This is a genomic window from Streptomyces sp. NPDC093085, from assembly GCF_040683935.1.
Taxonomy (GTDB): Bacteria; Actinomycetota; Actinomycetes; order Streptomycetales; family Streptomycetaceae; genus Streptomyces.
Genome location: NZ_JBFBFB010000002.1, coordinates 744,336 through 765,307, shown reverse-complemented (window position 1 = coordinate 765,307; position 20,972 = coordinate 744,336). Strand labels below are relative to the sequence as shown.

15 protein-coding genes and 1 pseudogene are annotated in these 20,972 nt (G+C 72.9%); 6 read left to right on the top strand and 10 right to left on the bottom strand.

From position 1 onward, the window contains the following. Positions 1 to 146 precede the first annotated feature (146 nt). Positions 147 to 1,379 carry an acyl-CoA dehydrogenase family protein gene (locus AB0O07_RS09995; RefSeq protein WP_365629807.1) on the top strand — a complete coding sequence of 411 codons (1,233 nt, stop codon included), beginning with the start codon at positions 147 to 149 and terminating at the stop codon, positions 1,377 to 1,379. A gap of 35 nt (positions 1,380 to 1,414) precedes the next feature. On the opposite strand, the gene AB0O07_RS09990 is transcribed toward AB0O07_RS09995, so the two are convergent. Further along, positions 1,415 to 1,903, bottom strand: coding sequence for a glutathione peroxidase (locus tag AB0O07_RS09990; RefSeq protein WP_365629804.1), 489 nt, complete (start codon positions 1,901 to 1,903; stop codon positions 1,415 to 1,417). Between the two features lie 203 nt (positions 1,904 to 2,106). Between AB0O07_RS09990 and AB0O07_RS09985 the strand changes: the two genes are divergently transcribed. Next, a complete protein-coding gene (locus tag AB0O07_RS09985) occupies positions 2,107 to 2,316 on the top strand; it encodes a DUF6011 domain-containing protein (protein ID WP_365630357.1) in 210 nt (69 codons plus the stop codon). A 15-nt stretch (positions 2,317 to 2,331) separates the two neighbouring features. Here the strand turns inward: AB0O07_RS09985 and AB0O07_RS09980 are convergent, their stop codons facing one another. After that, on the bottom strand, positions 2,332 to 3,453 hold the full coding sequence (locus AB0O07_RS09980; RefSeq protein ID WP_365629801.1) for a glycerate kinase: 1,122 nt from the start codon (positions 3,451 to 3,453) through the stop codon (positions 2,332 to 2,334). Between the two features lie 66 nt (positions 3,454 to 3,519). After that, positions 3,520 to 5,163: an L-lactate permease gene (locus AB0O07_RS09975; protein ID WP_365629798.1), complete on the bottom strand. Its 1,644-nt coding sequence runs from the start codon at positions 5,161 to 5,163 to the stop codon at positions 3,520 to 3,522. Positions 5,164 to 5,298: 135 nt separating this feature from the next. Here AB0O07_RS09975 and AB0O07_RS09970 point away from each other — a divergent pair, with 135 nt between their 5' ends. Beyond that, entirely contained in the window at positions 5,299 to 5,949 is a 651-nt protein-coding gene (locus AB0O07_RS09970) for a GntR family transcriptional regulator (protein ID WP_365629795.1), read from the top strand. Positions 5,950 to 6,080: 131 nt separating this feature from the next. On the opposite strand, the gene AB0O07_RS09965 is transcribed toward AB0O07_RS09970, so the two are convergent. Both AB0O07_RS09965 and AB0O07_RS09960 read right to left on the bottom strand, forming a co-directional pair. Further along, positions 6,081 to 6,362: a hypothetical protein gene (locus AB0O07_RS09965; RefSeq protein ID WP_365630354.1), complete on the bottom strand. Its 282-nt coding sequence runs from the start codon at positions 6,360 to 6,362 to the stop codon at positions 6,081 to 6,083. A 137-nt stretch (positions 6,363 to 6,499) separates the two neighbouring features. Beyond that, positions 6,500 to 8,926, bottom strand: a complete 2,427-nt coding sequence (locus AB0O07_RS09960) for a helix-turn-helix domain-containing protein (protein WP_365630351.1) — start codon at positions 8,924 to 8,926, stop codon at positions 6,500 to 6,502. A 189-nt stretch (positions 8,927 to 9,115) separates the two neighbouring features. On the opposite strand from AB0O07_RS09960, the gene AB0O07_RS09955 reads away from it, so the two are divergent. Next, positions 9,116 to 9,778: a DUF6585 family protein gene (locus AB0O07_RS09955; protein WP_365629792.1), complete on the top strand. Its 663-nt coding sequence runs from the start codon at positions 9,116 to 9,118 to the stop codon at positions 9,776 to 9,778. Between the two features lie 36 nt (positions 9,779 to 9,814). Here the strand turns inward: AB0O07_RS09955 and AB0O07_RS09950 are convergent, their stop codons facing one another. Both AB0O07_RS09950 and AB0O07_RS09945 read right to left on the bottom strand, forming a co-directional pair. Continuing rightward, entirely contained in the window at positions 9,815 to 10,687 is an 873-nt protein-coding gene (locus AB0O07_RS09950) for an acyl-CoA thioesterase II (protein ID WP_365629790.1), read from the bottom strand. Positions 10,688 to 10,787: 100 nt separating this feature from the next. Then, positions 10,788 to 13,361, bottom strand: a complete 2,574-nt coding sequence (locus AB0O07_RS09945) for a DUF3516 domain-containing protein (protein WP_365629787.1) — start codon at positions 13,359 to 13,361, stop codon at positions 10,788 to 10,790. An 84-nt stretch (positions 13,362 to 13,445) separates the two neighbouring features. Here AB0O07_RS09945 and AB0O07_RS09940 point away from each other — a divergent pair, with 84 nt between their 5' ends. Further along, positions 13,446 to 14,237 (top strand): metal-dependent hydrolase, encoded by a 792-nt coding sequence (locus AB0O07_RS09940; protein ID WP_365629784.1) that lies wholly within the window; start codon positions 13,446 to 13,448, stop codon positions 14,235 to 14,237. 197 nt (positions 14,238 to 14,434) lie between these two features. On the opposite strand, the gene AB0O07_RS09935 is transcribed toward AB0O07_RS09940, so the two are convergent. From AB0O07_RS09935 to AB0O07_RS09925, 3 genes and pseudogenes are all read right to left on the bottom strand, one after another. Continuing rightward, positions 14,435 to 16,216 carry an ABC transporter ATP-binding protein gene (locus AB0O07_RS09935; protein ID WP_365629781.1) on the bottom strand — a complete coding sequence of 594 codons (1,782 nt, stop codon included), beginning with the start codon at positions 16,214 to 16,216 and terminating at the stop codon, positions 14,435 to 14,437. A 299-nt stretch (positions 16,217 to 16,515) separates the two neighbouring features. Then, a pseudogene (locus AB0O07_RS09930) lies at positions 16,516 to 18,303 on the bottom strand (ABC transporter ATP-binding protein); the annotation flags it as partial. Between the two features lie 124 nt (positions 18,304 to 18,427). Then, a complete protein-coding gene (locus AB0O07_RS09925) occupies positions 18,428 to 18,871 on the bottom strand; it encodes a MarR family transcriptional regulator (protein WP_365629778.1) in 444 nt (147 codons plus the stop codon). A 183-nt stretch (positions 18,872 to 19,054) separates the two neighbouring features. Between AB0O07_RS09925 and AB0O07_RS09920 the strand changes: the two genes are divergently transcribed. After that, positions 19,055 to 20,938, top strand: coding sequence for an ABC transporter ATP-binding protein (locus AB0O07_RS09920; protein ID WP_365629775.1), 1,884 nt, complete (start codon positions 19,055 to 19,057; stop codon positions 20,936 to 20,938). Positions 20,939 to 20,972 lie beyond the last annotated feature (34 nt).

Genomic DNA, 20,972 nt, shown 5'->3' with positions numbered 1-20,972 from the left:
CTGCTGTTACCGCAAGTAGCAGTGCAAGTAACAGTGCAAGTAACAGTGCAAGTAGCAGTGCAAGTAGCAGCGCACGCGACAGGGCGACCGACATCGCGAGCGACAGGAAGAGCGACACCGTGCCGACGCGGTGGGTGGAGGGCAGCATGACCGGGTTCACGCTCGATCTCAACGACGACCAGAAGCAGGTACGCGACTGGCTGCACGGCTTCGCCGCCGATGTCATCCGGCCCGCCGCCGCCGAGTGGGACGAGCGCGAGGAGACGCCCTGGCCGGTCATCCAGGAGGCCGCCAAACTCGGCATCTACTCGCTCGACTTCTACGCCCAGCAGTTCTTCGACCCCACCGGGCTCGGCATCCCGCTCGCCATGGAGGAACTGTTCTGGGGCGACGCGGGCATCGCGCTCTCCATCGTCGGCACCGGGCTCGCCGCCGTCGGCGTGCTCGCCAACGGCACCGAGGAGCAGATCGGCACCTGGATCCCGCAGATGTACGGGGACCCGGGGGACGTGAAGCTCGCCGCCTTCTGCTCCTCCGAGCCCGACGCGGGCTCCGACGTGGGGGCCATGCGGACCCGCGCCGTCTACCAGGAGGCCACCGACGAGTGGGTCCTCGACGGCACCAAGACCTGGGCCACCAACGGCGGGATCGCCAACGTCCATGTCGTCGTCGCCGTCGTCGACCCGGAGCTGGGCACCAAGGGGCACGCCTCCTTCATCGTCCCGCCGGGCACCCCCGGCCTCTCCCAGGGCCAGAAGTTCAAGAAGCACGGCATCCGCGCCTCCCACACGGCGGAGGTGGTCCTGGAGAACGTCCGGATCCCCGGCCACTGCCTGCTCGGCGGCAAGGAGAAGCTGGACGAGCGGCTGGCTCGGGCCCGGGAGCGGGCCGCTCAGGGCGGTGGCGGCGAGCGGGTGAAGAACGCGGCGATGGCCACCTTCGAGGCGTCCCGCCCGGCCGTCGGCGCGATGGCGGTCGGCACCGCCCGCGCCGCGTACGAGGTCGCCCTCGACTACGCGAGGACCCGCACCCAGTTCGGCCGCCCCATCATCGACAACCAGGGCATCGCCTTCCAACTCGCCGACATGCGCACCCGGATCGACGCCTCGCGGCTGCTGGTGTGGCGCGCCTCCTGGATGGCGGCCACCGGCAAGCCGTTCACCTCCGCCGAGGGCTCGATGTCCAAGCTGCACGCCAGCGAGACGGCCAAGCAGGTGACCGCGCAGGCCCTCCAGATCCTCGGCGGCAACGGCTTCACCCGCGAGTACCCGGTGGAGCGGATGCACCGGGACGCCGCGATCTACACCATCTTCGAGGGCACGAGCGAGATCCAGCGCCTGGTCATCGCCCGTACCCTCGCGGGGGTCCCGATCCGCTGAACCCCCGGAAGCGGCGGACCCGGAAGCGGCGGTCGTCAGGCGGGGAGCTGGGCCTCGACGGCCGCGACGACCTCGGGGTCCTCCGGCTCCGTGCGCGGCCGGATCCGGGCGACGACCTCGCCCTTCGGGGAGATCAGGAACTTCTCGAAGTTCCACTGGACGTCCCCGGCCTCGCCGGCCGCGTCGGCGGTCCTGGTCAGCTCCGCGTACAGGGGGTGCCGGGACTCGCCGTTCACGTCGGTCTTCGCGAGCAGCGGGAAGCTGACCCCGTACGTGGCCGAGCAGAACGTCCCGATCTCCTCGGCGGTGCCGGGCTCCTGCCCCGCGAACTGGTTGCAGGGCACGCCGACGACGGTGAACCCGCGCTCCCCGTAACTCCGCTGGAGCCGCTCCAGACCGGCGTACTGGGGGGTGAGGCCGCACTGGGAGGCCACGTTCACCAGCAGCACGGCCTTGCCCTCGTAGGCGCCCAGGGTGGTCGGCTCGCCGTTCAGGGTGGTCAGCGGAATGTCGTACAGGGACATCGGGGGTCTCCTCGGTCGACGGGGTGACGGTGCACGGAGTGCACGGGGGTACGGGGCCATTGTGGACCTCCGGGGCGGCGGCGGGACGTCCGGGCTGGTAGAGGTGGTCCGTGACCGATGCCCTGCCCGACACCCCGCCCGGTGGCTCCCCCGCGCCCCCGCCCGTCCCTGAAAACCCCTCCGGCACCCTCCCGTTCGACCCCTTGCCGGCCGGCTCCCCGGCGCCCGGCTCCCCGGCGGCGGACGGTGTTCCCCGGCCGGTACGGTGCCGGATGTGCGGCCGGGTGCTGACCGGCACCGACTCGCGCCGTACCGGCCTCGGCCCCGCCTGCGACGCCAAACTCCACCCGCCCGCACCGGAGATCAGGACCCGGCGGCGCACGGCCGAGCAGGACCCGCTGCCGGGGATCTGACCGCCGGGACCCGCCCTACGCCTTCGACGCGGCCCCCGCCGCCAGGGCGATCCTGCACACCGCGTGGGCCGCCCTGGTGAGGTCGTCGGCGGCGTGCAGCAGCGCGGTGTCGAGGTCGCGGGGGCCGGTGCCGATGGCGAGGACGGCGGTGGCGCCGCGCTCGTAGAGCCGGTCGGCCTCCGGGGTGAGGGTGCCGCCCAGGACGACACAGGGGACCTGGGCGCGGGCACAGGCGTCGACCACGGAGCGGACGGTCTTCCCCGCGTCGGTGGAGGCGTCGACCTTCCCCTCGGCGGTGAGACAGAGGTCCGCCGTCGCCAACTGGTCGTCGAACCGGGTCAGTTCCCGGATCAGTTCCGCCCCGGGGACCAGCTCGGCGCCGAGCGCGAGCAGGGCGGCGCCCAGTCCGCCGGCCGCGCCGGCGCCCACGGCGTCCGGTGCGACCCCGAGCAGCGGGGCGAGCCGGCGCAGCCCCCCGTCGAGGAGTTCCACCTGGTCGGGGGTGGCGCCCTTCTGCGGCCCGAAGACATGGGCGGCGCCGTCCGGACCGTACAGCGGGCTGATGACATCGGCGGCGACGACCAGTTCCATCCCGGCGAGCGCGGCGCGGGCCGGGGCGAGGTCGACCGAGGCGGTACGGAGGAGATCGGCGCCGCAGCCGGGCAGCGGGGCACCGGACCCGTCCCGTACCCCGGCGCCCAGGGCGGCGAGCAGCCCCGTACCCCCGTCCATGGTGGCCGTGCCGCCGAGGAAGACGACGGCCCGCCGGGCGCCGCCGCGCGCGGCGGCCAGCAGCGGCGCGGCCAGCCCGGCGCTGGAGGCGCGCAGCGCGTCGGGGGCGGCGCCGGCGAGGGCGCCCCAGCCGACCGGCTCGGCCGCCTCGACCAGCGCCGTCCCGTCGTCGAGACGGCCGACGGGCGCCATGACCGGACGGCCGAGCGCGTCGAGGGCCGGCACCTCCGTCACCGTGCCGCCGCGCGCGGCCTGGACGGTGTGGCGGGAGCCCTCCCCGCCGTCGGCGAGCGGGTGTTCGACGGGGATGCCCCCTGCCGCGCGGACCCCGGCGGCGAGAGCGGCGGCGGAGTGGTCGGCGTTGAGGGAGCCGCGGAGCTTGTCCGGGGCGCAGACGACACGCATGGCTCGTCCTTTCCGTGGGCGGTGGTGTTCGTGGGCGGTGAGAGGGGGCGGGTGGTGACAGGGGCCTCAGACGGTCATCCAGCCCAGGACCGGGGTCGACTGGAGGTAGATGATCACCGCGAAACCGGCGAGCAGCCCGAGGCTCCACCCCAGGACCTTGCGGAAGATGACGTTCTCGCTGCCGGACATCCCGATCGCCGCCGCGGCGACGGCCAGGTTCTGCGGGGAGAGCATCTTGCCGAGCACACCACCGGTGGAGTTGGCGGCGGCGAGCAGCACCGGATCCAGACCGGTCTGGTGCGCCGCGGTCACCTGGAGGACGCCGAAGAGCGAGTTGGCGGAGGTGTCGGAGCCGGTGACGGCGACCCCGAGCCACCCGACGACCGGGGAGAAGAGCGCGAACGCCGTTCCGGTTTCGGCCAGGGCGCTGCCCAGGGTGACGGTCTGGCCCGAGAGGTTCATGACCCAGGCCAGGGCGAGGACGGAGGTCACCGTGACGACCGTCCAGCGGAGCTGGTGGAGGGTGGCGCCGTACGCCCGGACCGCGCGGCCGGGACCGACCCGGTAGAGCGCCATGGTGAGCAGCCCCGCCAGCAGCAGAATCGTTCCGGCGCCCTTGAGGTGCTCCAGCTTGAAGGTCATGGCGCTCGCGGGGTCGCCGCTCGTGGAGACCACGTCCAGGCCGGGCCAGGTGAAGTGGACGGCGCCGTTCGCGGTCAGCCACTCCTTGACCGGACCGGCCTGGGTGAGCGCGAAGAGCGCGACGATGAGGAGGTACGGGGCGAACGCCATCAGGGCGCCGCGCCGGCCGCTCGTGTCGCCCTCCGGTTCGATCTCGGCGCCGTCGGCGGCGGCCGGGTCCACCGCGCCGCCCGGGACCCCGTCCGCCGGGGCCGTGGCGGGCTGCCAGATCCGCAGGAAAGCGAGGACGGCGACGACGGCGACGACCCCGGCGATGATGTCGGTGACCTCGACGCTGATGTAGTTCGCGGAGACGAACTGGGCGAGGGAGAAGGCCAGCCCGGCCACCACGGCGACCGGCCAGGTCTCGCGGACGCCCCGGCGGCCGTCGAGGAGGAGCACCAGGATCAGCGGGATCAGGCAGGCGATCAGCGGCGTCTGCCGTCCGGCCATCGCGCCCAGCTCGTCGAGGGGCAGCCCGGTCACCCCGGCCAGGGTGGTCAGCGGTACCGCCATGCTGCCGAAGGCGACCGGCGCCGTGTTGGCCACCAGCGCCACGGTGGCCGCCTTGAGCGGGGCGATCCCCACCGCCACCAGCATGACCGCCGTGATGGCGACCGGGGCGCCGAATCCCGCCAGGGCCTCGATCAGCGCACCGAAGCAGAACGCGATCAGGATGCCCTGCACCCGCTGGTCGGAGGAGACCGTACGGAACGAGCGGCGCAGCACCGTGAACCAGCCGGTGATCTCGGTCAGCCGGTAGATCCACAGCGCGTTCACCAGGATCCAGAGCACCGGGAAGAGTCCGTAGAAGCCGCCCTCGGCCGCGCCGGAGAGCGCCTGGGGCAGCGGCATGCCCCAGACCGCCACCGCCAGCAGCAGGGCGAGGAGGAGGGAGGCGAGCGCCGCCAGATGGGCCTTGACCCGGAAGACGCCGAGCAGCACGAACATGGTCAGCAGCGGTACGGCCGCGCACAGCGCGGACCAGTACAACGACCCGGCGAGCGGGTCGAGGGACTGACGGTACATAGAGCCTCCTGGGGCAGCGGACCCGCGACGGCGCGGAGCCGGAAAAGATTGTTAACTTGTAAGACAAGTGTTCTTAGCAGTCAAGAGCTCCTGTGTGGTAACTTCTGCGGGTCGGCTAGGTGCAGGGGAGGCGAGATGGTCAGTCGCCCGCAGGCGACATCCCTGATCGACGCGCTCGTGGGCGAGTTGCGGGACCGGATCCTCGACGGACGGCTCGCGGGAGGGACGGCTCTCACCGAGACGGAGGTCGCGGGAGGGTACGAGGTGGCACGGCCCACCGCCAAGGCGGCGATCGAGCGGCTGGTGGCGGAGGGACTGCTGCGCAGGGACGCCCACCGCAGCGCCCGGGTCCCGGTCTTCACCGCCGAGGACATCGCGGACCTGTACTTCGCGCGGACCTGTCTGGAGCGCCAGGTCATGCGGCAGCTCGCGGCCGGCCGGCTGGTCCCGGAGCGGGCCAGGGCGGCTCAGGCGGAGATCGCCGAGCTGGCCGGGGCCGAGCGCTCGACCATCGCCGCGGTCGAGCCGGACGTCACCTTCCACCGCGCGCTGGTCGACGCCCTCGGCAGCCCCCGGCTGAGCCGGGCCCATGGGTCGGTCATGGGGGAGATGCGGCTGTGCATGGCGCAGGTGCAGACGTACAAGCTGCTGCGCATCGGCGAGATCGCGGAGGAGCACGAGGCGATCCTGGCCGCCATCGCCGACGGCGACATGGAGCGCGCGGACGAGGCGCTCACCTTCCACCTGGACCGCGCGAGCCGGCAACTCCTGTCGCACATGGGCTGATCAGGCCGCTGTACGGCGCCCCGGCGTACGGCGGCGGACGCGTGGTCCCGTGTGCCGGCCCGCACTCGGTACACACGTCGGCCCGGCGCCGTCGGTACGGTGCCGGGCCTGGTGCGCGCGCTTCGCGGAGGTCAGCCGCCCTTGGGGACCTCGATGATCTTGCCGTTCTCGTCGACGGTGTGGGTCTGCCAGTAGACGTCCCACTTGTCGTCGACCTTCTGGGGCTCCTTGCCCTCCGGGTAGCGGACATACCCCTTCGGCGGGTCCTCGCCCTTGGGCACACACGTGCTGCCGGTGGAGCCCACGGAGAGCACCGGGTACTCCTCGCCGCCGCAGCTCGCGTTCTCGATCGAGCAGCCGGTCAGCGCCGCCACGGCCGCGCAGGCCAGGGCGAGCCCCACGGCCGGCCTCAGGACGCGCCGGCCGCGTACGGAGGACGGGGAGGTACGGGTCGCACGGATCGCTCGCACGGTCAACTCCTGTTAATCGGTGATCAGTTGATGTGACCATCCTGCGGGAGGGCGGGCGGCCCCGGCGTGAGTACGCGTACTCAACCCTGTCTGCCCCGGTACGCCTGGGCGAGATGGCTCTGGAGCCGGGCGTGCCGGAACTGGTGGACGGCGCCGGCCTGGCGGAGGACACCCCGGCGGTACGCGTCGTCGAGGAAGCCGACGAGGGCCCAGGGGAGGCGTCCGGTCAACGGCAGCCAGAGCCGGGTGAGAAGGCACCACTGGCCCCAGGCGGTCAGGCTCAGCAGATAGCCGAGGGCGCCGCCCAGCCCGCTGATGACACCCGTCGTCAGACTGTTCGTGTTGTTCAGCGCGAGCCTGCCGGGATACCCCTGGAGCAGCTCGACCGCGATCTCCGTCCCGACGCCGATGACCGTGGCGAAGACCGCCGTCCAGACGGCCAGCCGGACGGTCGCGGTCCTCCGGTCCGCGTCGAGGACCCCGCGCGGGCTGACGGCGGAGCGGATGTCGAGCGGGGTTTCGAGCCGGCCGAGGAGCGCGAAGGCGACCCCGGTACCCGCGCTGAACACCAGGCCGAAGGCGGTCCCGTCGACGAGCCCGGGGCGTACGGCGGCCGCGAGCCCGCCGCTCCCGCCGTTCCTGTCGTACGTGTAGAGCACGCTGGTCACGAACGCGTAGACGAAGCCGAAGAGCCCGCCGCCCAGCATCCCGATCACCAGCCGGGGCCCCGCCGTCCAGAAGGTGGTCTCGGAAGTGCCGCCCCGGATACGGAACCGGACGGCCGACGGGGCGACCTCCTTGCCCCTGACCGTGTACGTGAACCAGTTCACGAGCCCGAACGCGATCCCGGCGACGAGCCCGACGACCGCCCCGTCCAGCAGGGCGCCGACGAGAACACCGTGCACGGCGGCGGCGACGGAGGCGTCGACGAGCCCGATGACCACTCCGGTGACCAGGGCGGTGACCAGGGTGCGGGGGGTGCCGCCCAGCGCGGTGTCCAGCCGCCACCAGGCCAGATCGGGGGTGCCGCGCTCGGTCAGATGGTGCGCGAGATACCCGAGCCACCGCCGGGCGCGCTCCGGGTCAGGCTGCTCCACGCCCGGCCGGGGCCGGTAGACGGTGGGGAGGAAGCTGTCGAGCAGATGCTCCTCCAGCCCCTTCTCGCTCCGGAACCTCCCGGCGTCGAGGAGTTCGGCCGGGTCGGGGCCCCGGGGGTCGCTGTAGACGGTGCGGACCAGCGAGACCATCAGCGGGGTCGAGAGGACCGCGGCGAGCCGGACGGCCGACGGCTCCGGCTCCGGCGCGCCCAGCCTCTTCAGCACGGCGTCCCAGAGACCCGCCGAGGGGTCGGCCGGGTCGGGCCTGACGGTGGTGCGCCGCAGATAGTGGTCGAGGTCCGGGAGGGTCAGATCGGCCAGTTCGACGGGGGCCGCGGCGGTCAGCACATCGGTCTCCCCGACCGCCGCCGCGTACTCCGCCGGGCGGCTGGTGAGCACGAGGGGGAGGGTGGTCCTGTTGAGCGCTTCGAGCGCGGGCCTGCGCAGCCCGTCCGCCATCTCGTCGAAGCCGTCCAGCACCGGCAGGACATGACCGGAGTCGACCAGACCCTCGGCGAGGCTCACCCCGCCGGGGCCCCGGGCCGCCGTACCGGGGTGGTCCCGGGTCAGCCGCTCGGCCAGCCACTCGCGCAGGGTGACGGCGGTGGGGTTCCAGGCGCCGATGCTGAAGACCACCGGGACGGGCTCGTCGGGCGTCCGCGTCTCCAGGTGGTCGAGGACGAAGCGGAGGGTGAGGACCGTCTTCCCGGAGCCGGACCTGCCGAGGACCACCAGCCGCCCGGAGGGGATCGTCCGGTAGATGTCGGCGATGACCTCCACCTGGCCGCTCAGGTCCAGCGGCTCGCCCGTCGAACCGGGCGGCAGGCAGCGGATGTTCGCCCAGTGGTCGGTGAGCCTCGCGTCCGCCGCCGTCCAGCGGACCGGCAGCGGATACGGGTCGTGGATCCCCCGGTGCTCCTCCTCGCGCCGCCACCGCGCGGCGACCGCCTCCGCGAGCTGCCCCGCCGCGTCCGCGAGCGCGTCCCGCGCCGCCGACCCGGGCCGCCGTGGGGCGGCCGATGGGGCAGCCGATGGGGTGGATGCCGGGGTGGACGGCGGGACCGTCGGCGGGGCGGTCGGCGCGGCGCCTGACTCCTCCGGCCTGGCCCCCGTCCCCGGCTCCGGCGTCAGCCCCGTCCCCGTCCCCGGCTCCGGTGCGTCGGCGGTGTCCGCGATGCCGGACCGGCGACCCCGTACGGCGGCGTCGAGTAATCGCTGACGCTCCTCGCTCCCCAGCCCCAGACCGTCCGCCAGCCTCCGCACCGTGTCCATCCGGGGGTTGCTGCGGGCCCCGTTCTCCAGATCGCGGATGGTGCGCACGCCGATGCCCGAACGCCCCTCCACTTCCTCCTGGGTCAGCCCCGCCCTCTTGCGCAGCCGTCGCAGGACCGTGCCGAACTCACCGGCCATAAGCAAGGCGCCTTTCCTCTGAGTTGTCCGCGTTTTCGCAGGTGAGAACTGTAGCGGCGGCACCGGCCATATATGGCCGGTTCAATGCCCTGTGCACACTTCCCGCACAGCGGCCAGCCTTGGACGTGCCGAGGTGACGCGCCGGGCGGTGACCGGCCCGGCGCGGAGAGACGGGGCGAGGAGGGCGGGATGAGCGGGGGAGTCCACCCTTGGGGGCGCGCGGAGGAGCTGTTGCTCGCGCGGGTCTCCGAGGCCGCCGGCCGGGCCCGTCTCGGCAGGCGGCGCGCCACCTACCGGGCGCCGCGCACCGGCCCCGCCTGGTGGTCCGGTGGCGCCCCGGTACGGGGGGCCGGGGCGCGACTGGACCTGTACGCGTCCGGGGTGACCGCCGCCATCGGCAAGCGGATCCAGGTCATCCGCTACGACACCACGGTGGTGCGGCGACGCAGGGTGCTGTCGGTACGGGGGTCCGACCGCGCCCTGCTCCTCGTCGACATCGGGGGCGAGCGGGCGGCGCTGCGCTGCGGTGACTTCGCCCGGCCGGAGGAGTGGGGGCCCGAGATCCGCCGGAGCGTCACCGAGGCGCAGGTGCCCCGGGCGCTGGCCGCGCTCGGGGACGGGGCCCGGCTCTCCTTCGGGCCCCTCTGGATCACCGGGGACGGGGCCGGATCCCGGCGGTCGGCCCTGCCCTGGGCGGAGATCCAGCGGGTCGAGATCGTGCGCGGCTCCGTCACCGTACGCGCCGGAGGCCGCCGGCAGGTGTGGGCCACCGCCGCCTCCGGCATCCCGAACCTGTGCGTCTTCCACGCCCTCGCCGACCAGCTCGCCGGTGGCGCGCGGGACGACGGCTGACATCGAGCGCGGCGGAACCGGCGGCCCGAGCCGAACTCACCCGCCCAGCTTGCGGAACAGCCCCTCCTGCACCACCGACACCAGCAGCCTGCCCTCCCGGTCGTAGATCCGGCCCCGGGCCAGCCCCCGGCCGCCGGTCGCGATCGGGGACTCCTGGTCGTACAGGAACCACTCGTCCGCGCGGAACGGCCGGTGGAACCACATGGCGTGGTCCAGGCTCGCCATGTCGAAGCCGCGCGGGCCCCACAGCGGCTCGACCGGGATACGTACCGCGTCCAGCAGGGTCATGTCGCTCGCGTACGTCAGCGCGCAGGTGTGCACCAGCGGGTCGTCGCCCAGCGGGCCCACCGCGCGCATCCAGACCGCGCTGCGGGCGTCGGCGCCCCTGATCTCCTCCTGGGTCCAGCGCAGCCGCTCCACGTACCGGATGTCGAACGGCTGGCGCCGCACCATCCGCTCCAGCGACTGGGGCAGCCCGCCGAGGTGCTCCCGTACCTCGTCGGAGACCTTGGGCAGCGACTCGGGGTCGGGGAAGTCCAGCCGGGGCGGCAACTGGTGCTCGAAGCCCGCCTGTTCGGGGTGGTGGAAGGAGGCCGTCAGATTGAAGATCGTACGGCCCTGCTGGACCGCGGTGACCCGGCGCGCGGTGAACGCCCGGCCGTCCTTGATCCGTTCGACCTGGTAGACGATGGGGACCCCGGGGCGCCCCGGCCGCAGGAAGTACGCGTGCAGCGAGTTGACCGGCTGGCCGGCCTCGACCGTACGGCCGGCCGCGACCAGCGCCTGGCCCGCCACCTGCCCGCCGAAGACCCGCTGAAGGGACTCCTCCGGGCTGCGCCCGCGGAAGATGTCGACCTCGATCCGCTCCAGGTCGAGCAGATCGACCAGTCGCTCCGCAGGATTCGTCATGGTGTTCCGTGCTCCCGTTCCTGTTCCGTTCTCGTTCCGTGCTCGTTCTCAGGGCTCGCTCTCCGGTGCCCTGCACGGCACCGGGGCCGTGGCCGGCCGGTCAGAGCTGGCCCACCGAGGTGACCCGTACGACCGCGAGCCCCTCCTCGTCGGAGGCGGCGAGATCGACCTCGGCCGAGATGCCCCAGTCGTGGTCCCCCTTCGGGTCCGCGAAGGTCTGCCGCACCCGCCACAGCCCGTGCGCCGCGTCCTCCTCGATGGCGAGCAGCTTGGGCCCGCGCGCGTCGGGACCGGTGCCCAGGTCCTCGTACTCGTCCCAGTACGCGTCCATCGCCTCGCCCCAGCGGTCCGCGTCCCACCCCGCCTCGCCGTCCAGCTCGCCCAGTTCGTCCACCTTGTCCAGCGCGGCCAGCTCGACCCGGCGGAAGAGCGCGTTGCGCACCAGGACCCGGAAGGCGCGGGCGTTCGCCGTGACCGGCCTGACCTGGTCGGCCTTCTCCTGCGCCTGCTCGGCCGTCTCCACCTCCGGGTTGGCGAGCTGCTCCCACTCGTCCAGCAGACTGGAGTCGACCTGCCGGACCATCTCGCCCAGCCAGGCCGTCAGATCCTCCAGGTCCTCCGACTTGAGATCGTCCGGAATGGTGTGTTCCAGCGCCTTGTACGCGCTCGCGAGATAGCGCAGCACAATGCCCTCGGTGCGGGCCAGCTCGTAGTAGGAGGTGAACTCCGTGAAGGAGAGCGCCCGTTCGTACATGTCCCGGATCACCGACTTCGGCGAGACCGGATGGTCGCCGACCCACGGATGGCTGGTCCGGTAGGTGTGGTACGCGTGGACGAGCAGCTCCTCCAGCGGCTTGGGGTAGGTGACCTCCTGAAGCCGCTCCATCCGCTCCTCGTACTCGATCCCGTCCGCCTTCATCGCGCCGACCGCCTCGCCGCGCGCCTTGTTCTGCTGGGCCGCGAGGATCTGCCGGGGATCGTCCAGGGTCGACTCGACGACCGAGACCATGTCCAGCGCGTACGACGGCGATTCGGGGTCCAGCAGCTCGAACGAGGCGAGCGCGAACGTCGACAGCGGCTGGTTGAGCGCGAAGTCCTGCTGGAGGTCGACCGTCAGCCGGACGGTCCTGCCCTCCGCGTCCGGGACCGCCAGCCGCTCCACCACCCCGCCGTCCAGCAGCGAACGGTAGATCGCGATCGCCCGCCGGATGTGCCGGAGCTGCTGCCTGCGCGGCTCGTGGTTGTCCTCCAGCAGCCGGCGCATCGCCTCGAACGCGTTGCCGGGACGGGCGATCACCGAGAGCAGCATCGTGTGCGTGACCCGGAACCGCGAGGTCAGCGGCTCGGGATCGGAACCGATCAACTTGTCGAAGGTCGTCTCCGACCAGGCGACGAACCCCTCGGGCGCCTTCTTGCGCACCACCTTGCGGCGCTTCTTCGGGTCGTCGCCCGCCTTGTTCAGCGCCTTTTCGTTCTCCACGACATGCTCGGGCGCCTGCGCCACCACGAACCCCGCCGTGTCGAACCCGGCCCGCCCCGCGCGCCCGGCGATCTGGTGGAACTCGCGGGCGCGCAGGGTGCGGACCCGGGTCCCGTCGTACTTGGTGAGCGCCGTGAACAGCACCGTACGGATCGGCACGTTGACCCCGACCCCCAGGGTGTCCGTCCCGCAGATCACCTTCAGCAGCCCCGCCTGGGCCAGCTTCTCCACCAGCCGCCGGTACTTCGGCAGCATGCCCGCGTGGTGCACCCCGATGCCGTGGCGCACGTACCGGGAGAGGTTGCGGCCGAACTTGGTGGTGAAGCGGAAGTTGCCGATCAGCTCGGCGATCCGGTCCTTCTCCTCGCGCGTGCACATGTTGATGCTCATCAGCGACTGCGCCCGCTCGACCGCCGCCGCCTGTGTGAAGTGCACGATGTAGACCGGCGACTGCCGGGTCTCCAGCAGCTCCGTCAGCGTCTCGGTGATCGGGGTGAGCCGGTACTCGTAGCTCAGCGGCACCGGACGGGTCGCCGACCGTACGACCGAGGTCGGCCGCCCGGTGCGCCGGGTCAGGTCCTCCTCGAAGCGGGAGACGTCCCCGAGCGTCGCGGACATCAGCACGAACTGCGCCTGGGGCAGCTCCAGCAGGGGGATCTGCCAGGCCCACCCCCGGTCCGGCTCGGCGTAGAAGTGGAACTCGTCCATCACGACCTGGCCGATATCGGCGTACTTGCCGTCGCGCAGCGCGATCGACGCCAGTACCTCGGCGGTGCAGCAGATCACCGGGGCGTCGGCGTTGACGGAGGCGTCGCCGGTGAGCATGCCGACGTTCTCCGTACCGAAGAGCTTGCACAGGTCGAAGAACTTCTCCGAGACCAGTGCCTTGATCGGCGCGGTGTAGAAGGTGACCTTGTCCTGGGCCAGCGCCGTGAAGTGCGCACCCGCCGCGACCAGGCTCTTTCCCGATCCCGTCGGGGTGGAGAGGATCACGTTGGCCCCGGAGACCACCTCGATCAGCGCCTCCTCCTGAGCCGGGTAGAGCGTGATGCCCTGGTCCTCGGCCCAGGAGGAGAAGGCCTCGAAGAGGGCATCGGGGTCGGCGTCCGGCGGCAGGCGATCGATAAGGGTCACGTCCCCATCTTGCCCTCCTTCCGTCCCGATACGGGAACCGGCCGCCCGGCGGAAGATCACGAGCGATACGCTGCCCTGTCAACTGGGCATCAGGACAACCGCCTTCACGGGCACCACGACAACTGCAAGGGGACGGGTAAGACGATGATGGGACCGGCACACTCGCTGTCAGGGGCGGCGGCCTGGCTGGGGGTGGGCGCCGCGGCGACCGCCGCGGGCTATCCGATGCCCTGGCCGGTCCTGGTCGTCGGGGCGCTGATCTCCGCGGGGGCCGCGCTCGCCCCGGACCTCGACCACAAGGCGGCGACGATATCCCGGGCCTTCGGACCGGTGTCGCGCACCCTCTGCGAGGTGGTCGACAAGCTCTCGTTCGCCGTCTACAAGGCCACCAAGATGTCCGGCGACCCGCGCCGCACCGGCGGCCACCGCACCCTCACCCACACCTGGGCCTGGGCCCTGCTGATCGGCGCCGGCGCCTCCGCCGTCGCCTACACCGGCGGCCGGTGGGGGGTCCTCGCGATCCTCTTCGTCCATATGGTGCTCGCGGTGGAGGGGCTGCTGTGGCGGGCCGCCCGGGTCTCCAGCGATGTCCTGGTCTGGCTGCTGGGCGCGACCAGCGCCTGGATGCTCGCGGGCATCCTCGACCAGCCGGGCCAGGGCGCCGACTGGCTCTTCTCCGACCCCGGCCAGGAATATCTCTGGCTCGGCCTGCCGATCGTCGTCGGCGCGCTGGTGCACGACCTCGGCGACGCGCTGACGGTCTCGGGGTGCCCGGTGCTCTGGCCCATACCCGTCGGCCGCAAGCGCTGGTACCCGCTGGGCCCGCCGAAGGCGATGCGCTTCAAGGCCGGCGCCTGGGTGGAGGTGAAGGTGCTGATGCCCGTCTTCATGGTGCTGGGCGGGGTCGGCGCCGCGTTCGCCCTGAACCTGATCTGACCGGTCGGACCGGTCCGACCGCTCAGACCGCTCAGACCGGCCTGAGCGGACGGCGGCGGTACGGCGGCGGTACGGCACCGGTCGTACGGCGGTGGTGGTACAGCACCGGCCGTACGGCGGTGGCGGTACGGCGGCGGTGGTACGGATCCGGGGTGCGCCCGGGCCCGTACCACCGCCGTACCGGTGGGTGATCCCGCTCAGCCGTGCCAGGAGCGCCAGAGCGCCGCGTAAGCGCCGTCCGCCGCGACCAGCTCGTCATGGCTGCCGCGCTCGCTGATCCGGCCCTCCTCGACCACCATGATCATGTCCGCGTCGTGCGCGGTGTGCAGCCGGTGCGCGACCGCGATCACCGTACGGCCGTCCAGCACCCGGGCGAGCGAGCGCTCCAGATGGCGGGCGGCCCTCGGGTCCAGCAGCGATGTCGCCTCGTCCAGCACCAGCGTGTGCGGGTCCGCCAGCACCAGCCGGGCGAGCGCGATCTGCTGTGCCTGCGCGGGCGTCAGCGCCGTACCGCCCGAGCCGACCTCGGTCTCCAGACCGTTCTCCAGACCCCGCGCCCAGCCGTCCGCGTCGACCGCCGCCAGCGCCGCCCACAGCTCCGTGTCGGCCGCGCCCGCGCGGGCGAGCCGCAGATTGTCGCGGAGCGACCCGACGAAGACATGGTGCTCCTGGTTGACCAGCGCGACCTGCTCGCGCACCCGCTCGGCGGGCATCCGGGAGAGCTCGGCCCCGCCCAGCGCCACCCGGCCCCGGCGCGGCCCGTAGATCCCGGCGAGCAGCCGGCCCAGCGTCGACTTCCCGGCGCCGGAGGGGCCGACCAGCGCCAGCCGGGTGCCGGGGCTGACATCCAGCGACACCTGACGGAGCACGTCCACGCCCTCGCGGTAGCCGAAGTCGACCTCGTCGGCGGTCACCTCGCGCCCCTCGGGCACCACCGAGGCGTCGCCCTCGGCGGGCTCGATCTCCCGTACGCCGACCAGCCGGGCCAGCGACACCTGGGCGACCTGGAGTTCGTCGTACCAGCGCAGGATGATCCCGACCGGGTCCACCAGCATCTGCGCGAGGAGCGCGCCCGTCGTGAGCTGCCCGACGGTGAGCCACCCCTCCAGGACGAAGACACCGCCCAGCACCAGCGCGCTCAGGAAGATCGTCACATGGGTGACGTTGATGACCGGGAAGAGCACCGTCCGCAGTCCGAGCGTGTACCGCTCCCACGCGGTCCACTCCGAGATCCGCCGCTCCGAGAGCGCCACCCGGCGCTTGCCGAGCCGGTGCGCCTCCACGGTCCGCCCCGCGTCGACCGTCTCGGCGAGCATCGCGGCGACGGCCGCGTACCCGGCCGCCTCCGAGCGGTACGCGGAGGGCGCCCGCCGGTAGTACCAGCGGCACCCCACGATCAGCAGCGGCAGCGCGATCAGCACCGAGACCGCCAGCGGCGGCGCGGTCGCGGTGAGGGCGCCGAGCAGCAGGAGCACCCAGACGAAGCCGATCGCGAGCTGCGGCACGGCCTCCCGCATCGCGTTGGCCAGCCGGTCGATGTCGGTGGTGATCCGGGAGAGCAGATCGCCGGTCCCGGCCCGCTCCAGCACCCCGGGCGGCAGCCCGACGGAGCGGACGAGGAAGTCCTCGCGGAGATCCGCGAGCATCCGCTCGCCGAGGACCGCGCCGCGCAGCCGGACCAGCCGGACGAAACAGGCCTGGACGAGGAGCGCGACCGCGAAGACGGCGACGACCCGCTCCAGGGGGAGGGTGCGCGCGCCCTCCGACAAGTCCTCGACCAGGGTGCCGAGGAGGTACGGGCCGACCATCGAGGCGATCACCGCGATGGCGTTGACGGTGACGAGGACGACGAACGCGGTGCGGTGGCGCCGCAGCAGCTCGCCCACGTACGTCCGTACGGTGGCGGGGGTGCCGACCGGCAGGGTGGTGGCCGAGGTGGGGGCGGCCGGGTCGTACTCCGGGGGCTTCAGGCGCGTCATGCCGTCTCCTCGCTCTCGTTCTCGCCCGTCGTCCGCGCGGCCCGCGCCGGGACGGGCGCCCTGACGTCTTCCGGGCCGGTGGCCGCGAGGCCGTGCGCGGTGCTGTTGGTACGGGCAGCGCTACTGCCGTTGGTGGTGCCGTTGGTGGTGCCGTTGGCGGCCGTGGTGCTCGCGGCGCCGTTCGTGGCGGGGCCGGCGAGGGCGTGCGGGGTTCCGTCCGTGGCGCCGGCGCGGCCCGCGACGGTTCCGGTGTCCGCCCTGGCACCCGCCTCCGCCCCGGTGTCCGTTCCGGCCTCCGTCTCCGCGTCCGTCTCGCGGGTGACGACCGCCCGGTAGCCCGGTTCGGCGGTCAGCAACTGCCGGTGCGTGCCTTCCGCGACGGCCTTCCCCTCATGGACGAAGACCACCCGGTCCGCGCGGTCCAGCAGCAGCGGCGACGAGGCGAACACGACCGTCGTACGCCCGGCGCGCAGCTCCTTCACGCCGCCCGCGATCCGGGCCTCCGTATGTGAGTCGACGGCCGAGGTCGGCTCGTCGAGCACCAGCACCTCCGGGTCGGTGACGAGCGACCGCGCCAGCGCCAGCCGCTGCCGCTGGCCGCCCGAGAGCGAGCGCCCGCGCTCGGTGATCCGGGAGCGCATCGGGTCGCCGCTGCCGTCCACCGACGCCTGGACCAGCGCCTCCAGCACGTCCCCGCACTGGGCGGCGGCGAGCGCGTCGGCGGGGGCGACCGCGCCGGAGGCCGGGATGTCGAGCAGCTCCGTCAGGGTGCCGGAGAGCAGGACCGGGTCCTTGTCCTGGACGAGGACGGCGGCCCGCGCCGCGTCCAGCGGGAGGCCGTCCAGCGCCACTCCGCCGAGCAGTACGGACGGGCTCCCGTCGGACTCGGGCGGGTGCCCGCCGAGCCGTTCGGCCAGCCGCCCCGCCGCGTCCGGGTCGCCGCAGACCACGGCGGTCAGCACCCCGCGGGGGGCGAGCACCCCGGTGGCGGGGTCGTACAGGTCGCCGGTGGGCGGGGCGTCGGCGTGCCCACCGGCCGCGCCGTGTATGCCGTCCGCGCCGGTGTCCGGTTCGGTGTCCGGTTCGGTGTCCGTACGGCGCAACGCGAGCACCCGGGCCGCGCGCTTCGCCGAGGGCCGGGAGAAGGAGTACGCCATGGCGATCTCCTCGAAGTGCCGCAGCGGGAAGAGCAGCAGCGTCACCGCGCTGTAGACGGTGACCAGACCCCCGACCTCGATCCGCCCGTCCAGGGCGAGCCGGGCCCCGTACCAGACCACCGTGACGAGCATGACGCCCGGCAGCAGCACCTGGATGGCCGAGATCAGCGCCCACATCCGGGCGTTGTGGACGGCGGCCTCGCGGACCTCCTGGGAGGCGGCGCGGTACCGGGTGAGGAAGAGTTCCTCGCCGCCGATGCCGCGCAGCACCCGCAGCCCCGCGACGGTGTCGGAGGCCAGCTCGGTGGCGCGCCCCGCCTTCTCGCGCTGGAGGTCGGCGCGCCGGGTGGCGCGGGGGAGCAGCGGCAGGACGGAGAGGGCGAGCAGGGGCGCCCCGAGGGCGACCAGCACCCCCAGTTCCGGCAGGTAGAGAACGAGGCCGAGACAGACCAGGGCGATGGCGATCAGGGCGGCCAGGAAGCGCGAGAGCGCCTCCACGAACCATCCGATCTTCTCGACGTCGCCCGTCGACACGGCCACCACCTCACCGGCGGCGACCCGGCGGGTCAGCGCGGAGCCGAGCCCCGCCGTCTTGCGGGCCAGGAGCTGCTGGACCCGGGCGGCGGCCGTGATCCAGTTGGTGATGGCGGTGCGGTGGAGCATGGTGTCGCCGACGGTGATGGCCACGCCGAACAGCGCGATGAGCCCGCCGGCCAGCGCGAGCCGGCTCCCGGAGCGGTCGACGACGGCCTGCACGGCGAGGCCGGCGCCGAACGGCAGCCCGGCGATGCCGAGTTGGTGCAGCAGGCCCCAGGAGAGCGACTTGAGCTGTCCGCCCAGCTGGTTGCGCCCCAGCCACCACAGGAAGCGGGGGCCTGACCGGACATCGGGGATCCCGGGATCAGGGTAGGGGAGGTCGCGAATCTGCATGATGTCCCAGTGACTCGTGGGTGGCCCAAACCGTGCAAGGTTCGCGTTGTTCGGGAACCTGAGCAACGGGTTTTCCCGCGGGTCCGGTGAGTTTGCGCCGCTCAGACGGGGGGCGCGCGGAGGCTCAGCAGCGGCGCTCGCCGGCTCCCTCGACCAGCGTGGACAGCAGCCCGCCGAGCACCTCGCGCTGCTCGGCGGTGAGCGGCTCCAGGATGTTCTCGGCGGCGGCCCGGCGGGCGCCGCGCAGGGCGCGCAGGGTCTCCCGGCCGGTGTCGGTCAGCTCGATCCGGATCACCCGGCGGTTGGTCGGATCGGGGGCGCGGCGGGCCCAGCCGCTCGCCTCCAGGCCGTCGACGAGCGTGGTCACGGCCCGGGGGACCACTTCGAGCCGGGCCGCCAGATCGGTCATCCGGGGCGGTGTGTCGTACGCGGCGAGGGCGCGCAGCAGCCGCGCCTGGGCCGGGGTGATGCCGAACGGTTCGAGCTGCTGCTTGTTGACGCGCTGGAGCCGCCGGGTCAGCCGGAGGAGCTGATCGGCCAGGACGCCGTCGACATCGGGGGTGGTCATGGCGGAATAATATCAGGACCAAGGTGATTGTGAGTATAGGTAACAATGAGCTAGCCTCGGTAAGGTCCACCGGACCCCGGCCCGGCACCGGTCCCGCCACGGGGACCACCCGCTTCCCGCCCGGGCCACCGGTGGCGCCGTACCCCCTCCGCCGTATCCCCTCATGTGCCATCGAAGGAGCCCATGAAACCCGGACCATCCCCCAGGACCTCCCCGTCCCGCCCCACGGCCCCGGCGGACGACCGGACCCCGGCCGACGCCCCCGCCGCCGAGCAGCCCGCCCAGCTCCGCCGGATCTTCCGGCTCTTCCGCCCCTATCGCGGCAGGCTCGCCCTCGTCGGGCTGCTGGTCGCCGCGTCCTCGCTGGTCACCGTCGCCTCGCCGTTCATGCTGCGCGAGATCCTCGACACCGCGATCCCCCAGGGCAGGACCGGGCTGCTGAGCCTGCTCGCCCTCGGCATGATCATGACGGCCGTCGTCAACAGCGTCTTCGGCGTCCTCCAGACGCTGATCTCCACCACCGTCGGCCAGCGCGTCATGCACGATCTGCGGACCGGTGTCTACGCCCGCCTCCAGGCCATGCCGCTCGCCTTCTTCACGAAGACCAGGACCGGCGAGGTCCAGTCCCGTATCGCCAACGACATCGGCGGCATGCAGGCCACGGTGACCTCCACCGCGACCTCCCTGGTCTCCAACCTCACCGCCGTGATCGCCTCGGTCGTCGCGATGCTCGCCCTGGACTGGCGGCTCACCGCCGTCTCCATGGTGCTGCTGCCCGTCTTCGTCTGGATCAGCCGGAAGGTCGGCAGGGAGCGGAAGCGGATCACCGCCGAGCGCCAGGGCCAGATGGCCACGATGGCGGCGACCGTCACCGAATCGCTCTCCGTGAGCGGCATCCTCCTCGGCCGGACCATGGGCCGCTCCGACTCGCTCACCCGCTCCTTCGCCGACGAGTCCGAGCGCCTGGTCGACCTGGAGGTCCGCTCCAGCATGGCCGGACGGTGGCGGATGTCGACCATCGGCATCGTCATGGCGGCGATGCCCGCCGTCATCTACTGGGCCGCCGGACTCGCGCTCGGCGCGGGCGGCTCCCCGGTCTCCATCGGTACGCTCGTCGCCTTCGTCTCGCTCCAGCAGGGCCTCTTCCGGCCCGCCGTCAGCCTGCTCTCCACCGGCGTCGACATGCAGACCTCCCTCGCGCTCTTCCACCGGATATTCGAGTACCTCGACCTCCCCGTCGACATCACCGAGCCCGAGCGGCCGGTCCGGCCGGCGGAGATCCGCGGCGAAGTCCGCTTCGACAAGGTCGACTTCCGCTACGACGAGAAGGACCGGCAGACCCTCGGCGGGATCGACCTCACCGTCCCGTCCGGCGGCAGCCTCGCCGTCGTCGGCCCCACCGGATCCGGCAAGTCGACGCTCAGCTACCTCGTACCGAGGCTGTACGACGTGACGGGCGGCCGGGTCCTCCTCGACGGCGTCGACGTACGCGACCTGGACTTCGACACCCTCGCCAGGGCCGTCGGCGTGGTCTCCCAGGAGACCTACCTCTTCCACGCCTCGGTCGCCGACAACCTGCGCTTCGCCAAGCCCGACGCCACCGACGAGGAGATGGTGACCGCCGCGAAGGCCGCCCAGATCCACGACCACATCGCCGCGCTGCCCGACGGCTACGACACCCTGGTCGGCGAGCGCGGATACCGTTTCTCCGGCGGCGAGAAGCAGCGCCTCGCGATCGCCCGCACCATCCTGCGCGACCCGCCCGTCCTCATCCTGGACGAGGCGACCAGCGCCCTGGACACCCGTACCGAACACGCCGTGCAGCAGGCCATCGACGCGCTCTCCGAGGGACGGACGACGATCACCATCGCGCACCGGCTCTCCACCGTCAGGGACGCCGACCAGATCGTCGTCCTGCACGAGGGCGCCGTCGCCGAACGCGGTACGCACGAGGAACTGCTCCGGCTGGACGGCCGGTACGCCGCCCTCGTCCGCAGGGACGAGAGCCCGGCGGCCGGGCACCCGGAGGCCGAACAGGCCCCGAGCCTCGCGCCCGCGCCCCTCTGAACGGAACGTTCCGGACGGGGGCTCCCGACGGGCG